This is a genomic window from Nonomuraea sp. NPDC049714 (assembly GCF_044465295.1).
In the GTDB taxonomy this organism is placed as follows: Bacteria; Actinomycetota; Actinomycetes; order Streptosporangiales; family Streptosporangiaceae; genus Nonomuraea.
This window is the reverse complement of the sequence record NZ_JBITLM010000003.1, coordinates 827,162-840,633: the sequence shown is the minus strand read 5'-3', so window position 1 is coordinate 840,633 and position 13,472 is coordinate 827,162. Positions and strand designations below refer to the sequence as shown.

The window sequence follows — 13,472 nt, the reverse complement described above, 5'->3', positions numbered from 1 at the left end:
CCGGCCGACGCGGTCCTGCTCACCCCGGCCCACCAGTACCCGACGGGCGTGGTGCTGTCACCGGCCCGCCGGGCCGCGCTCATGGAATGGGCCCGCCCAAGCACTCTGAGTATTCACCAGGCCCCCGTACAAAGGCTGGGCCCGGAGCTGACAGAGATGACCACGGGCTGGAGGGGCGCGTCGATGATGGGCCGTCAGCTCAGTAACAGCCCTTCACGGCCCGAGGGCAGGGTCAGGAGGCGGTGGGGGTGATGTAGCTGACCGCCTTGTGGCCGTACGCCGCGGACCACGGGAGGGTGATGACCGCGCCGTCGCGCTCGAACACCTTGGCCCTCGACCCCTCGCCGGCGTACTCCAGCGGGAGCTTCGCCACCTCCTGGGCCTTGCCGGTAGCGGCGTCCAGGCGGATCAGGCGTGGCGCGATGGTGTGTCGTTCGCCTGCTTCCAGGGCCAGGAGTCCCTGGTCGTCGGCCCGAATGTAGGTGAGCGTCACTTCCTGGGTGCCTGACGACTCCCAGAGGCGGCGGCCGGTCTTGAGGTCGAAGGCCAGGGCCGTGTTCTTTGTGCCTCCGGTTTTGGCCACTTTCTCGGGGAAGGTGGTCAGGTAGAGGCGGTCGCCGTGGACTGCGTAACGGCGCTGTTCGAGTACGCCTTCGACGAAGACGACACCGTTCTGGGTGAGGAGGTCCACCCGGTCCGTGGTGAACTCGCTCACCTTGCCGGCGGCCGCGAAGTGGGTGAAGACGTTCTTGCCGTCGATCTCGCGTTGGATGACGATCGGCTTGGCCGACAGGATGGCCCGCATCAGCGGGAGTTGGCCGATCAGGTACTTGCCGGCGACGTCGCCGGTCTGCGGGTGGATGACCTGGACGCTGTTCTTCTTGGCGGATCCGCAGTTGACGAGGGCGACGACTCGGCCGGGGCCGGCGTTGGCGTCGTCCAGGTAGCACTTGTTCGGCATGGTCTTGGTCCATTCCTTGCCGCCGTCGGAGAGGCGGTAGGCGGTCAGCGTGTCGTCCGTCTCGACGATGATCATGCCGTCGGTGGACATCAGGGCTGGGACCATGAGGCCGCTCTGTGCGCCGTCCTTCCTGACCGGGATCTTGATCTTCCAAGTGATCTTGCCGGTGGCGGCGTCGATGCCGGCCAGGTGGTCGCACACCTTGCTGGTGCCGTACGCGAACGCGCCCTTGCCCTCGAACAGCTCGGGTGTGGCGCCGCATACGTGGTCACCCGGTGGCGGTGTGCGCCAGGCTTGTTCGCCGGACTTGAGCGCGTAGGCCAGCACGCCTTCCTTCTGCGCCCTGATGACGGTCGTGTCCGTCAGCCAGCTCGCGAACGCCATGCCGGTGCTGAAGTCCGCGCCGCCGGCTCCATGCAGGGGTACGGACCAGTCGGACACCGCAGGCTTTTCCGCCTCGCCCTTCTCGGCGTCGCCGGCCTGGAGGGTGGGGGAGGACGAGGTGCCCGGCTGCGCGATCAGCCACCACGCGGTGCCGCCGCCGGCCAGCAGGACGACCAGGCTGAGCGCGACAATGAGCACGACCTTGGCCTTCCCGCGCGCCTTCCGCGGGGTGCCGGCATTGCCGGCACCTTGAGGCGCCGGCGCATTCCACGCTCCGTACGGGTTCCCCGCCGCCTGTGCTGGCCCGTACGAGGGACCGCTGCCGCCGGAAGGCGATGGGTCGGCTCCCGCCGGGGGCGGCGGGCCGTACCAGCTTCCGGTCCCGACCGGGGGCGGCGGGCCGTACGCGCTTCCCGTCCCGGCTGAGGGTGGGCCGTACGAGCTTCCGGCCTCCACCGGGGGCGGTGGGCCGTTCGAGCTACCGGTGCTCACTGGGTGTGGCGTGCTGTACGGGGGGTTGCTTCCGCCGAAGGGGAGTGGGCTCTGCGGAGGGCCGCTCTGGGATTGGGGTGGTGGAGCGTACGCGTTCCCCGGCGGGGGTGTGGGGCCGGGCATGCCCCACGGTCCCTGGAGAGGGCCGTTCGGGGGTGGATCCTGCGGCTGGCCGTACGGGTTTCCTGGCGCAGCCGGCGGGTTGTCCGCGACTTGAGATGGCGGTCCGTGCGGGGAGGCGGGGATTTGACCGTATGGGGTGGCGGATGGTGTCCACGGCTGTTGGTGGCCCTCGGCCGGGGCATGCGGGGGTGGGCCCCAGGTGGGGGGCGCATGGTCGGGCGCAGGCCTGGGGGCGGGCCCGGGAGGGGGCTCGGGGGTAGGACTGGACGGTGAGCCGAGGGGGTGGTCTGTCATGGTTTCGATGGCGACGCCGGTGGCGGCCCGGCATCGCGCTATGCCCTAATAGTCCGGATAACGATCGAGGGGATGCTATCAGCGGGCCAGCAGCAGGGGCTCGATTCGGTAGGGGATCTGCGTCGACAGGGCGATCGTGGAGTCGGTGCGGCGTACCGCCGGTGAGGTCAGTATGTGGGCGATGATCTCCTGCAGATGGTCGGTGCTGCGCGCGACGACCCGGCAGAGCAGGTCGTGTTGACCGCTGGTGCCGTGCACCTCCAGGATCTGCGGCACGTCGCGCAGCGCCTCGACGGCCTCGGTGAGCCGGCCCTGGGCGATCTGCAGCCAGACGAACGCGTGGATCGGATACCCGATCCGCGCCGGGGAGACGGTCGGCCCGAAGTCCTCGATCACGCCGCCGGCCATGAGCTTGTCGACCCGGGCCTGTACGGTGCCGCGGGCGACGCCGAGCAGCCGGGCGAGCTCGGTGAGTCCGACCCGGGGGTGGGCGCGCATGGTCACCAGCAACCGAGCGTCGAGATCGTCCACGGTAACCCTTCCAAGGATGCGCGATTCGTACAGGTAAACGAGAGTATGCCGTACGGAATTAAGCATATCGCGCAGGGAAACTGCGCGCTCTTGCCAGCGATCGGGGAAGTTGCTGTCATCTGAGACATGTTCGAGGAAGCGCAGTACTTCGCCCCGATCGCTACGCAGGACGACGGGTCGGTGGTGGTCGAGCTGGCCGCGTCCCATCCGGGCTTCGCGGATCCGGTCTACCGGGCTCGGCGGAACGCGATCGCGGGGCTGGCGGTCGGTCACCGGCGCGGGACGCCCATTCCCGTCGCCGAGTACACCGAGCGGGAGCACGAGGTCTGGGCGCTGGTGACCAGGGAGCTGGCGGTCAAGCACGCCGCCTACGCCACGGAGGAGTACCTCGGCGGCGTCGACAGGCTCGGGCTGCCGCGTACGCGCATCCCGCAGCTTCAGGAGGTCGGCGAGCTGCTGGAGCCGCTGACCGGGTTCCGATATCTGCCGGCGGCGGGGCTGGTGCCGTTGCGGGACTTCTACGGTGTGCTGGCCGACGGGTACTTCCACTCGACGCAGTACATCCGCCACCATTCCGTGCCGTTCTACACGCCGGAGCCCGACGTGGTGCATGAGGTGATCGGGCATGCCAACGCATTGGCCAGTGACCGTTATGCCGCGCTCTACCGGCTGGCGGGGGAGGCGGCGCGACGGGTGGAGGGCGAGGCGGCGCTGGAGTTCGTCTCGAAGGTGTTCTGGTTCACGCTGGAGTTCGGGGTGATGTTGGACGGCGGCGAACTCAGGGCGTACGGGGCGGGCATCCTGTCGTCGTACGGCGAGATCGAGGAGTTCCGGGGCATGGACGTCCGGCCGTTGGACCTGGCCATGATGGGGACGACTCACTACGACATCACGAAATATCAGGATGTATTGTTCCGGGCCGACTCGCTGCAGCATCTGGAGGACGTTGTGGGGGACTTCTGGGCCACCTGCGACGACGACTCGATCGCCAAGATCGTGGCCACGAATCCCTAGCGACGTGTCGCGATCATGCTCGGTCCACCCGTCATCACGGGGTTTCGGCTGAGCGCCCCGTCGGAGAGGGTCATCTCCCGGATCATCCCCAAGGAGATCAAAGAAGGCAGTGCGAACGTGGCGGCAGGCATCGCGACCGTCGAGGGCGTCACCGAGCGCGTCATGCGCTCGTTTCGGACCTGTCCCAGGTGAGGCCTCATGATGGAGGACATGACCGCTGTGACGTACCGCGTATGTGTCGTGTGCATGGGAAACATCTGCCGCTCGCCCATGGCCGAGATGGTGCTCCGCAAGGTGCTCGCCGATCATGGGCTGGCCGGGCAGGTGGCGGTGGAGAGCGCCGGCACCGGCGGCTGGCACACGGGCGGGCCGATGGACGAGCGGGCGCTGCGCATCCTGGCCCGGCACGGGTATGACGGCTCCGAGCACAGCGCCAGGCAGTTCACCGCCGACTGGTTCGACCGCTACGACCTGGTGCTGGCCATGGACCGCGACAACCAGGCGTTCATGCGCGGGCTGGCGCCCGCCGGGGTGGAGGTGCGGCTGTTCCGCTCCTTCGACCCGGATGCGCCGGCCGGCGCCGAAGTGCCCGACCCCTACTACGGCGGCGACGAAGGCTTCGAGGAGGTCCTCACCCTGGTCGAGACCGCTGCCGAGGGCGTGGCCAGGCACATCGCCGACGAGATCGGCCGATGAGGTGGACTGACGAACTCGGCACGTCCCACGGCCGGCGGCTGCGGCGGGGCGTGCTGGGCGACGGGCGCGAGGTGTTCGCCAAGATCCAGGAGCCTGGGCAGGCGCTCACCTCCGAGGCGGCGCTCACATCCGAGGCGGCGCTCACATCCGAGGCGGCGCTCACATCCGAGGCGGCGCTCACCTCCCAGCTCGTGTTCGCCTCCGAGGCCGCCGGGCTGCGGTGGCTCGGGGAGGCGATCACCGTGCCGGAGGTGATCGAGGTCGCCGAGGACCGGCTCGTGCTGTCGTGGGTGCGCCAGGAGCCGCCCACCGCCGTCGCCGCCGAACGCTTCGGGCGCGACCTGGCCCGCCTGCACCAGGCCGGGGCGCCCGCCTTCGGCGCGCCCTGGCCCGGCTTCATCGCCGACCTGCCGATGAGCAACGCGCCCGCCGAGGACTGGCCGGCCTTCTACGCCTCCCGCCGCGTTCTGCCCTTCGTACGGCGAGCGCGGCTGCCTACGCGAGACGTTCAGCTGATCGAGCGGGCCGTTGACCGGTTCGGTGAGGTGGCGGGGGAGCCGGAGCCGCCCGCCCGCATCCACGGCGACCTGTGGGGCGGTAACCTGCTCTGGTCCTGCGGCACCGGCGTGCTCGTCGACCCGGCGGCGCACGGCGGCCACCGTGAGACGGATCTGGCCATGCTGGCGCTGTTCGGCGCTCCGTACCTCGACCGGATACTCGGCGCCTATCACGAGGAGGCGCCGCTCGCGGACGGCTGGCGGGAGCGGGTTCCGCTGCACCAGCTGCATCCGCTGCTGGTGCACGTGGTGCTCTTCGGCGAGGGCTATCGGGACGGCCTGATGGCCGCCGTCACCCGGGTGCTGGAGCTGTGAGCCGCCTGAGCACCTCGTCGTGCAGGAGGCCGTTGGTGCAGACCAGGCTGCCGCCCTCCAGGCTGTTGACGCCCGCGACGTCGGTCCAGGTGCCGCCGGCCTCCTCGACGATCACGGTGAGCGCCGCCATGTCCCACGGCGACAGCTCCGGCTCGGCCGACAGGTCCACCGAGCCCTCGGCCACCATCATGTGGGACCAGAAGTCGCCGTAGGCCCGGGTGCGCCAGCAGGCGCGGCTCAGGTCGAGGAAGTTGTCCAGGCGGCCGGTCTTCTCCCAGCCGCCGAAGCTGGAGTAGGAGAAGGAGGCGTCGCTCAGGCTGGAGACCGACGAGACCCGCATCCGGGTCGCCTTGGTCAGGCTCCTGCCGGTCCAGGCGCCGCCGTCGGTGGAGGCCCACCAGCGCCGCCCCAGCGCGGGGGCCGACACGACGCCGACGACGACCTTGCCGTACTCCATCAGCGCGATCAGGGTCGCCCAGACGGGCACGCCGCGCACGTAGTTCTTGGTGCCGTCGATGGGATCGATCACCCACGACCTGGCGCCCCAGCCGGTCTTGCCGAACTCCTCGCCGACGACCGCGTCGCGTGGCCTGGCACGGCGCAGCGTCCCCCGGATCGTCTCCTCGACGGCCCGGTCCGCGTCGCTGACCGGCGTCAGGTCCGGCTTGGTCTCGACCTTGAGGTCGACCGCCTTGAAGCGCCGCATGGTCAGATCATCGGCGGCGTCCGCCATGACGTGAGCGAGGCGTAGATCATCGGTATAACCGTGCACGAACAGTCACGCTACCGTGCCAGGTATGCCGAGCATCAGTCACCCGGCGCGTCTTTTCGGGTAAGTCCGCTTCCGGTTACTCCCCAGTAGCATGTGGGGCATGTCCCTAGACGCCGGAGAGTTCCTGCTCCAGACGGTGCCCTTCGCCCGCACGCTCGGCATCGTCTTCGACTCGGCCGGCGACGGCCGCGCCACCTGCCGCCTGCCCGACCGGGCGGATCTGCACAACCACGTGGCGGGCCCGCACGCGGGCGCCCTGTTCACCCTGGCGGAGTCCGCCTCGGGCGCCGCCATGCTGACCGCCTTCGGCGACCAGCTCAGCCGCGCGGTGCCGCTCGCCACCGCGTCCACCATCCGCTATCACAAGCTCGCCAGGGGCGAGGTGACGGCCGAGGCCCGCCTGCTGGGCGCGCGCGAGGACGTGGTGGCGAAGCTGGACGCGGGGGAGCGGCCGGAGTTCGACGTGGAGGTGGAGGTCAGCAACGCCGACGGCGTCGTGGTCGCCACGCTCACCGTCGGCTGGACGCTGCGGCCCAACCGGCCCTGACCTTCGCCGGCCTCCCCGGGGTCGGTCATCGGGGTCAGTCGTCGGGCGTGCCCTCGCGGCTGGCCAGGAGGCGGCGCAGGGACTCCAGGCGGGTGGGATCGGCGTGGCCCTGCCTCACCCAGTCGTCCAGCGCGCACTCGGCGGCCAGGTGGGTGCAGCCCTTGGGGCAGTGAACCGTGCCTTCGATCAGGTCGGGGAAGCCCGCCAGAACCGTCTCCACCGACACGTGCGCGAGGCCGAAGCTGCGCACGCCCGGCGTGTCGATGATCCAGCCGCCTTCGGGGAGCGCCAGCGCCACGGCCGAGGTGGAGGTGTGGCGGCCCCGGCCGGTGACCGCGTTGACCTGCGAGACCGCCCGGTTCGCGTCCGGGACGAGGGCGTTGACCAGGGTCGACTTGCCCACGCCCGAGTGGCCGACCAGGACGCTGATGCGGCCGGCGAGGTGGTCGCGCAGCTCGTCCAGCGTGCCGCCCTTGTGCACGACGACGTGCTCGACGCCGAGCGGGTCGTAGAGCGCCACCAGGTCGTCCGGCGGGGCCAGGTCGGCCTTGGTGAGGCAGAGCAGGGCGTCGATCTCAGCGTCGAAGGCGGCCACCAGGATCCGGTCGATCATGCGGGGGCGGGGCGGCGGGTCGGCCAGGGCGGTCACGATGACCAACTGGTCGGCGTTGGCCACGACGGGACGCTCGATGCCGTCGGTGTCCTCGGTGTCGTCGGCGGAGCGGCGCAGCATCGAGGTGCGCGGCTCCACCCTGACGACCCTGGCCAGGCGGTCCGGCTCCCCGGAGACGTCGCCGACCAGGGCGACCCGGTCCCCCACCACGATGCCCTTGCGGCCCAGCTCGCGCGCCTTCATGGCGACGACCAGGCGGGGCTCCTGCTGCCTGCGCTTGGCGGCCGAGCCCTTGGCGCGCTCCGGCTCGATCAGCGTGGTGTAGCGGCCGCGGTCGACCGCCACCACGAACCCCTGCACGGCGTCCTCATGCGCAGGCCGGATGCGGGTCCGCGGCCTGGAGCCCTTGCCCGGCCTGACCCGTACGTCGTCCTCGTCGTACTCCCGCTTTCTCAGCGGTCCGCTCCCCTGAACTCGAGGCCCTGACCGGTCATCGGGCGTCCAGCATCGACGCCCACATCGCCGCGAACTCCGGGAGTGTCTTACCCGTCGTCGCGATGTTCTCCACCTCGACGCCGCGCACCGCGAGGCCGAGCACCGCTCCCGCTGTGGCCATGCGGTGGTCGTCGTAGCTGCGGAACGTGCCGCCGTGCAGCGGACGCGGCCGGACGATCAGGCCGTCGTCCGTCTCCTCCGCGTCGCCGCCGAGGCGGTTGATCTCGGTGACGAGCGCGGCCAGCCGGTCGGTCTCGTGGCCGCGCAGGTGGGCGACGCCCCGGATCCGGCTCGGCGACCCGGCCAGCGCCGCCAGCACGGCGATCGTCGGCGTCAGCTCGCCGACCTCGCGCAGGTCGGCGTCGATCCCGGAGATGTCGCTGGTGCCGCCGACCACGAGGTCGGCCGTCTCGCCGGACGCGCCGGCCAGGCCGACCGTGGCGCCCATGTCCGCGAGCAGGCCGCGCAGGGCGTCACCCGGCTGGGTGGTGCGCAGCGGCCAGCCGGGGACGGTGACCGTGCCGCCCGTGACCAGGGCGGCGGCCAGGAAGGGGGCGGCGTTGGACAGGTCGGGCTCGACCACCCAGTCACGGCCGGCGATCGGGCCCGGCTCCACCCGCCAGACGTCCGGCTCGGTGTCGTCGACCACGACCCCGGCCGTGCGGAGCATGTGGATCGTCATCCTGATGTGCGGCTGGGACGGGACGGGCGGGCCCACGTGGCGGATCGTGACGCCCTTGGCGAAGCGGGCGGCCGTCAGCAGCAGCCCCGAGACGAACTGTGAGGAGGCCGAGGCGTCGACCGTGACCTCGCCGCCGGTGAGCGGGCCGTGGACGGTGAACGGCAGGGCGTCGCCGTCGACCCGGGCGCCCAGCGCGCGCAGGGCGTCCAGGATGGGGCCCATCGGGCGCTTACGGGCGTGCGGGTCACCGTCGAAGGAGACCGGGCCGTCGGCCAGCGCGGCCATCGGCGGGACGAACCGCATCACCGTCCCGGCCAGGCCCGCGTCGACGGCCACGCCGCCGCGGATCTCGCCCGGCAGCACCCGCCAGTCGACGCTGGAGCTGGTCTCGGCCAGCGGTGTGAGGGTGGCGCCCAGGGCACGCAGCGCCGCGACCATCAGATCGGCGTCACGGCTGCGCAGCGCCTGCCGTACGACACCGGGGCCGTCGGCGAGGGCGGCGAGCAGCAGCGCGCGGTTGGTCACCGACTTGGAGCCGGGCAGCGAGACGGATGCCACGATCGGTCCGGTGGCGACGGGGGCGGGCCAGTGCTCGTTGGACATGCTCGAAGTTTACTGGCCAGGGTGCGGCCGGGGTCACAGCGCGATCGCGCGTGCGAAAGGCGTACATGGCAGTGTGGTGACATGTGCGGTAGATATGCCTCGGCGCGGGACAAGCACCAGCTCCTGGAGGAGTTCCAGGTGGAGCTCGACGGCGATCCGGACAAGGAGCTCGGCCCCGACTACAACGTGGCGCCGACCAAGAACGTCTACGCCGTGCTCAGCCGGGTGCCCAAGGACGCCGAGCGGGCGGTGCGGCAGCTGCGCGTGGTGAAGTGGGGGCTGGTGCCGGCCTGGGCGAAGGACCCGTCGGTCGGCTCGCGCATGATCAACGCCAGGATCGAGACGGTGGCGGAGAAGCCGTCCTACCGCCAGGCGTTCGCCAAGCGGCGGTGCCTGCTCCCGGCGGACGGCTACTTCGAGTGGATGCCGGTCGAAGGCGACAAGAAGAAGAAACAGCCGTATTTCATCCACCCGGCGGACGGCGGGGTGCTCGCGATGGCCGGGCTGTACGAGTTCTGGAAGGATCCGGGGCGCGACGACGACGATCCGCTGAAGTGGCTGGTGACCTGCACGGTCATCACCACGGACGCGGAGGACGAGCTCGGGCGCATCCATGACCGGATGCCGATGATGATCGAGCCGGAGCGGTGGGCCGAATGGCTCGATCCGAAACTCACCGACGCCGGGCTCGCCTCCGGGCTGCTGGTGCCGGCGCAGCCCGGCAGGCTGACCGCGGACCCGGTCAGCACCGACGTCAACAATGTCCGGAACAATGGCCCGGACCTGATCAGACCATTGTCTCCGGAAGACGACAGCGGCCTTTTCTAAGGTGTAAGAAGCACGCTAAGTGGGCATCCGGTGAGGAAAGCGATGCATCCGTTCACTCGGAGTCACCGCCAGACATGCCCCCTTGCGCCGGGCGGGATCACCGGGGACTTCCGCCGCGGGTTGCCCTCATCCTCCCGGAGGTGCGGATTCGTGGACGTCACGACCGCTCGTGAGCGGCTGACAGACATGCTTTCGGAGCTGGATCGATCGATCGGGGTGCTCCAGGGCGATCCGGCGTCGATCCGCGACCGGTCGGCGGCCGACGCGGGCGCCGACCTGACGGACACCGACCGCGCCCAGGCCATGCTCGCCGTGGCGACCACCCATCGCAGGGCCGTCCTGGACGCGCTCAAGCGCCTCGACGAGGGCGCCTACGGCGAGTGCGTCGACTGCTGCAGGCCGGTGCCCGAGGGACGACTGGAGGCGCGGCCCGAGGCGGCCAGGTGCGTGCAGTGCCAGGGCAAGCGGGAGCGCCGCCGCTAGCTCTCACTGGCCGTCGGCTTTACGGTCACTCAGCTCTTACGGCCCGTCAGCTTTACGGTCACTCAGCTCTTACGGTCACTCAGGCTTTGCGGGCGCTGGCCACCAGGTGGATGCCCACCGTGTCGTCGTCGTCCGGATGGGCCTCAAGCTCGGTGCGGACCAGGTAGGACATCGTCCTGGTGTCGGAGCCGAGCACGTGATCGACCGTGGAAGGGGACAGCACCGTACGCGGCCGCATCCACTCCACCTCCAGTCCGGCGCCCACCAGCAGCTCGCGGAGCTGCCCACTGCTGAAGCAGCGGGTGATGCTGCCGTCGGGCCACGGCACCAGCATGACCTCGCCCGTCTGCCGGAGGTGCTGCCACTGCTCCTGCTCGGCCAGGATCGCCATGCCGAGCACCAGGGAGTCGACGCACACCAGCGCCCGGCCGCCCGGCTTGAGCACGCGGGCCACGTCGCTCATCGCCGACTCGGCCATCAGCTCGATCGACATCGCCCGCTCCTCGGCGACCACCGCGTCGACGCTCTCGTCAGGCAGGAACGACAGGTCGTCGGCGCGCACATGGCGGACCAGGTCGGCGTCGTGCAATCGGCTCGGGCCCTCGGCGGCGCGGCGGAAGTCGAGCACCTCGATCACGCGGTGCCCGGCCCGCGCCGCCTGGCTCGACCAGTGCCCGCGGCCGCCGGACAGGTCGAGGACGACGGACGGCGCGCTGGGCAACCACCTGCTGAGTTGTTCGGCGACGACGGCGCGGTAGAAGGTCCAGTACGGCCCCAGCGTCCCTGAGCCGTTGAGTTCCTCGGCCGGAATGGGCAGCACGCGCGACTCCTGGGTTCCGGAAATGGCTACCAGCCGGTACGTATGGTTTTCCCCGCACCGGGTTGTTCGTCACCTTCTATCTTGCGGGAACAGACGAAGGCGCGGGCGTGTTGCGACGAGCATGCTCACATTGCTCGAACCCCTCCCCAGTGACCGGCCGGTCGCTGACAAGCGGGTATTCTCCCCTGAGAACGGTGTCCCGCCACAGCCGGCCACCGGTGATCTTAGGGGGGTGGGTCCGGTGCCCGCGACAGGCGCGGAGACTCTGGAGCAGCGGAGCGACCGATTCGAGCGCGACGTCATGCCGTATCTCGAACAGCTTTACTCTGCGGCGCTCCGGATGACCCGGAACCCCGCTGACGCGGAGGACCTGCTTCAGGAGACCTTCGCCAAGGCGTTCGCGTCGTTCCACCAGTTCCAGGAAGGCACCAATCTCAAGGCCTGGCTCTACCGGATCCTGACGAACACCTTCATCAACAGTTATCGCAAGAAACAGCGTGAGCCCAAGCAGTCCGGCACCGAGGAGATCGAGGACTGGCAGCTCGCGCGGGCTGAGTCCCACACTTCGAGCGGCCTGAAGTCCGCCGAGGTCGAGGCCCTTGACCACCTGCCCGACGGAGACGTCAAGCAAGCACTCGCGGCGCTGCCTGAGGAGTTCAGGATCGCGGTCTACCTCGCCGACGTCGAGGGCTTCCCCTACAAGGAGATCGCCGAGATCATGGGCACTCCCATCGGCACCGTCATGTCGAGGCTGCACCGTGGGCGCAGGCAGTTGCGGGGCCTTCTCGAGGACTATGCTCGCGAGCGTGGCCTGGTCCCGACGGAGGGATCCAAATGAGCTGTGGCAAGCCGCACGAGACCGACTGTCGCGAAGTCCTGGACAAGGTCTACGCCTATCTCGACGGCGAGTTGACCGAGCACGACGTGTCACACATCCGCGTGCATCTCGACGAGTGCGGCCCCTGCCTGCAGGAGTACGACCTGGACAAGGCGATCAAGGCGCTGGTGGCCAAGAAGTGCGGCTGCGATCCGGTGCCAGATGACCTGCGCGCCAGGGTGCTGGCCCGCATCGCGCAGGTAAGGTCCGAGCTGGCCGACTAGGATTCCCCCATGCGCTTGCTTGTCACCGGGGGTGCCGGGTTCATCGGGTCTCATCTCGTCGATCGCATGCTCGCCGACGGGCACGAGGTCGTGGCGGTCGACGACCTGTCGTCCGGCAGCCGCGGCAACCTGGCCGGAGCCTTCGAGAGCGACCGGTTCACCCTGCACGAGCTGGACATCCGCGATCCCGCGCTGGTCCGGCTGACCGCCGAGCTGCGTCCCGAGGTGGTCTTCCACCTCGCCGCGCAGATCAGTGTGCGCAGGAGTGTGGCCGATCCGGTGCACGACGCCAGGATCAACGTGGAGGGCACCGCCGCGACGCTGGTCGCCGCCCGTGAGGGCAGCGCGCGCAAGGTGGTGTTCGCCTCCTCCGTCGCCGTCTACGGCAGACCGACCACGATCCCGGTCCCGGGTGACGCCGCGACCGATCCGCGCTCGCCGTACGCCGCCTCCAAGCTGAGCGCAGAGACCTACCTCGCCATGTTCCGCGCCCTGCACGGGATCGAGTACACCACCCTCGTCCTGTCCAACGTGTACGGCCCGCGCCAGTCACCTGAAGGCGAGGCGGGCGTCGTCTCGATCTTCACCGACGCGCTGCTCGCCGGCACCCCGACGGTCCTGTACGGCGACGGCACCCAGACCCGCGACTACGTCTACGTCGACGACGTGGTCGACGGCCTCGTACGCGCCGGCGGGGCCGAGGGCAACGGCCGCAGGTTCAACCTCGGCACCGGCATCCAGACCACCGACCGCAGGCTCCACTCGCTGATCGCCGACGCGGCCGGGGCCCCCGACAAGCCGGGTTTCGCCCAGCCGCGCGAGGGCGACCTGCCGGCGATGGCGGTCGATCCGGTGCCCGCCTTCGAGGGGCTCGGCTGGGAGCCACGCGTCGACCTGGCCACCGGCGTGAAGCTCACCGCCGAATGGGCCCGGAGTCGCCCCAGGTAGTTGGTTGATTACGCTTTGCTTGCGATTTTCGACTCCGCCCATGTGATCGCCCCTTCTTCTGTAGCGTGAGCCCAGAAGTAGACGTGGAGGCGAGTGGATGTTGAAGGCTACGATCGTCCGGCTGTTCACGGTCGTCGTGCTCATCACCCCTGTGGTCCTGGTGCTGGCGGGCGGAGCCGCACCTCCCGGGGTTTCCTGGACCTGAGTGCTGGT

The 13,472-nt window shown here is 70.1% G+C and carries 17 protein-coding genes; 11 read left to right on the top strand and 6 right to left on the bottom strand.

The features are described 5' to 3' along the window. Window positions 1-252 (top strand): hypothetical protein (locus ACIBQX_RS17285; protein WP_397005415.1); only part of this gene is annotated, 252 nt, incomplete at its 5' end. On the opposite strand, the gene ACIBQX_RS17280 is transcribed toward ACIBQX_RS17285, so the two are convergent. Beyond that, entirely contained in the window at window positions 233-1,543 is a 1,311-nt protein-coding gene (locus tag ACIBQX_RS17280) for a PQQ-binding-like beta-propeller repeat protein (protein WP_397005413.1), read from the bottom strand. The two genes, ACIBQX_RS17285 and ACIBQX_RS17280, sit on opposite strands and share 20 nt — an antisense overlap. A 789-nt stretch (window positions 1,544-2,332) precedes the next feature. After that, the gene (locus tag ACIBQX_RS17275; RefSeq protein WP_397005411.1) at window positions 2,333-2,785 is read right to left on the bottom strand and encodes an Lrp/AsnC family transcriptional regulator; all 453 of its coding nucleotides are present in this window, start codon (window positions 2,783-2,785) and stop codon (window positions 2,333-2,335) included. Between the two features lie 126 nt (window positions 2,786-2,911). Between ACIBQX_RS17275 and ACIBQX_RS17270 the strand changes: the two genes are divergently transcribed. The 4 genes from ACIBQX_RS17270 to ACIBQX_RS17255 are packed head-to-tail and all read left to right on the top strand — an operon-like array spanning window position 2,912 to window position 5,367. Then, window positions 2,912-3,799 carry a phenylalanine 4-monooxygenase gene (locus ACIBQX_RS17270; protein ID WP_397005409.1) on the top strand — a complete coding sequence of 296 codons (888 nt, stop codon included), beginning with the start codon at window positions 2,912-2,914 and terminating at the stop codon, window positions 3,797-3,799. A gap of 15 nt (window positions 3,800-3,814) precedes the next feature. Then, window positions 3,815-3,991: a hypothetical protein gene (locus ACIBQX_RS17265; RefSeq protein WP_397005407.1), complete on the top strand. Its 177-nt coding sequence runs from the start codon at window positions 3,815-3,817 to the stop codon at window positions 3,989-3,991. An 18-nt stretch (window positions 3,992-4,009) separates the two neighbouring features. Next, on the top strand, window positions 4,010-4,495 hold the full coding sequence (locus ACIBQX_RS17260; RefSeq protein WP_397005405.1) for a low molecular weight protein-tyrosine-phosphatase: 486 nt from the start codon (window positions 4,010-4,012) through the stop codon (window positions 4,493-4,495). Then, window positions 4,492-5,367, top strand: a complete 876-nt coding sequence (locus ACIBQX_RS17255; RefSeq protein ID WP_397005403.1) for a fructosamine kinase family protein — start codon at window positions 4,492-4,494, stop codon at window positions 5,365-5,367. The genes ACIBQX_RS17260 and ACIBQX_RS17255 overlap by 4 nt, the downstream gene beginning before the upstream one ends. Here ACIBQX_RS17255 and hisN read toward each other — a convergent pair. Beyond that, on the bottom strand, window positions 5,345-6,139 hold the full coding sequence (hisN, locus tag ACIBQX_RS17250; protein WP_397005401.1) for a histidinol-phosphatase: 795 nt from the start codon (window positions 6,137-6,139) through the stop codon (window positions 5,345-5,347). The genes ACIBQX_RS17255 and hisN overlap by 23 nt on opposite strands. A gap of 100 nt (window positions 6,140-6,239) precedes the next feature. Here hisN and ACIBQX_RS17245 point away from each other — a divergent pair, with 100 nt between their 5' ends. Further along, a complete protein-coding gene (locus ACIBQX_RS17245) occupies window positions 6,240-6,686 on the top strand; it encodes a DUF4442 domain-containing protein (RefSeq protein WP_397005399.1) in 447 nt (148 codons plus the stop codon). A gap of 34 nt (window positions 6,687-6,720) precedes the next feature. Here ACIBQX_RS17245 and rsgA read toward each other — a convergent pair whose 3' ends face one another. Together rsgA and aroA are read right to left on the bottom strand one after the other, a co-directional pair. After that, entirely contained in the window at window positions 6,721-7,755 is a 1,035-nt protein-coding gene (rsgA, locus tag ACIBQX_RS17240) for a ribosome small subunit-dependent GTPase A (RefSeq protein ID WP_397005457.1), read from the bottom strand. Between the two features lie 34 nt (window positions 7,756-7,789). Continuing rightward, complete coding sequence (aroA, locus tag ACIBQX_RS17235) at window positions 7,790-9,079, bottom strand: 3-phosphoshikimate 1-carboxyvinyltransferase (protein ID WP_397005397.1); 1,290 nt, start codon at window positions 9,077-9,079, stop codon at window positions 7,790-7,792. A gap of 81 nt (window positions 9,080-9,160) precedes the next feature. On the opposite strand from aroA, the gene ACIBQX_RS17230 reads away from it, so the two are divergent. Next, a complete protein-coding gene (locus ACIBQX_RS17230; protein WP_397005395.1) occupies window positions 9,161-9,907 on the top strand; it encodes an SOS response-associated peptidase in 747 nt (248 codons plus the stop codon). Window positions 9,908-10,057: 150 nt separating this feature from the next. Next, window positions 10,058-10,390 carry a TraR/DksA family transcriptional regulator gene (locus tag ACIBQX_RS17225; protein ID WP_397005393.1) on the top strand — a complete coding sequence of 111 codons (333 nt, stop codon included), beginning with the start codon at window positions 10,058-10,060 and terminating at the stop codon, window positions 10,388-10,390. 79 nt (window positions 10,391-10,469) lie between these two features. Here ACIBQX_RS17225 and ACIBQX_RS17220 read toward each other — a convergent pair whose 3' ends face one another. After that, window positions 10,470-11,210, bottom strand: a complete 741-nt coding sequence (locus tag ACIBQX_RS17220; RefSeq protein ID WP_397005391.1) for a class I SAM-dependent methyltransferase — start codon at window positions 11,208-11,210, stop codon at window positions 10,470-10,472. 232 nt (window positions 11,211-11,442) lie between these two features. Here ACIBQX_RS17220 and ACIBQX_RS17215 point away from each other — a divergent pair, with 232 nt between their 5' ends. Genes ACIBQX_RS17215 through ACIBQX_RS17205 form a run of 3 tightly spaced genes read left to right on the top strand, consistent with a single transcriptional unit; the run spans window position 11,443 to window position 13,259 of the window. Beyond that, entirely contained in the window at window positions 11,443-12,048 is a 606-nt protein-coding gene (locus tag ACIBQX_RS17215; protein WP_397005389.1) for a sigma-70 family RNA polymerase sigma factor, read from the top strand. Then, entirely contained in the window at window positions 12,045-12,311 is a 267-nt protein-coding gene (gene rsrA, locus ACIBQX_RS17210; RefSeq protein ID WP_397005387.1) for a mycothiol system anti-sigma-R factor, read from the top strand. Before ACIBQX_RS17215 ends, rsrA begins: the two co-directional genes overlap by 4 nt. Window positions 12,312-12,320: 9 nt before the next feature. After that, window positions 12,321-13,259 carry an NAD-dependent epimerase/dehydratase family protein gene (locus ACIBQX_RS17205; protein ID WP_397005385.1) on the top strand — a complete coding sequence of 313 codons (939 nt, stop codon included), beginning with the start codon at window positions 12,321-12,323 and terminating at the stop codon, window positions 13,257-13,259. The last annotated feature ends 213 nt before the right edge of the window (window positions 13,260-13,472 follow it).

What these genes read in the sequence shown, in the direction of transcription:
- ACIBQX_RS17270 (WP_397005409.1), top strand. Translation starts at nt 2,912, where the DNA reads ATGTTCGAGGAAGCGCAGTACTTCGCCCCGATCGCTACGCAGGACGAC.
- ACIBQX_RS17265 (WP_397005407.1), top strand. Translation starts at nt 3,815, where the DNA reads ATGCTCGGTCCACCCGTCATCACGGGGTTTCGGCTGAGCGCCCCGTCG.
- ACIBQX_RS17260 (WP_397005405.1), top strand. Translation starts at nt 4,010, where the DNA reads ATGACCGCTGTGACGTACCGCGTATGTGTCGTGTGCATGGGAAACATC.
- ACIBQX_RS17255 (WP_397005403.1), top strand. Translation starts at nt 4,492, where the DNA reads ATGAGGTGGACTGACGAACTCGGCACGTCCCACGGCCGGCGGCTGCGG.
- ACIBQX_RS17245 (WP_397005399.1), top strand. Translation starts at nt 6,240, where the DNA reads ATGTCCCTAGACGCCGGAGAGTTCCTGCTCCAGACGGTGCCCTTCGCC.
- aroA (WP_397005397.1), bottom strand. Translation starts at nt 9,079, where the DNA reads ATGTCCAACGAGCACTGGCCCGCCCCCGTCGCCACCGGACCGATCGTG.
- ACIBQX_RS17230 (WP_397005395.1), top strand. Translation starts at nt 9,161, where the DNA reads ATGTGCGGTAGATATGCCTCGGCGCGGGACAAGCACCAGCTCCTGGAG.
- rsrA (WP_397005387.1), top strand. Translation starts at nt 12,045, where the DNA reads ATGAGCTGTGGCAAGCCGCACGAGACCGACTGTCGCGAAGTCCTGGAC.
- ACIBQX_RS17205 (WP_397005385.1), top strand. Translation starts at nt 12,321, where the DNA reads ATGCGCTTGCTTGTCACCGGGGGTGCCGGGTTCATCGGGTCTCATCTC.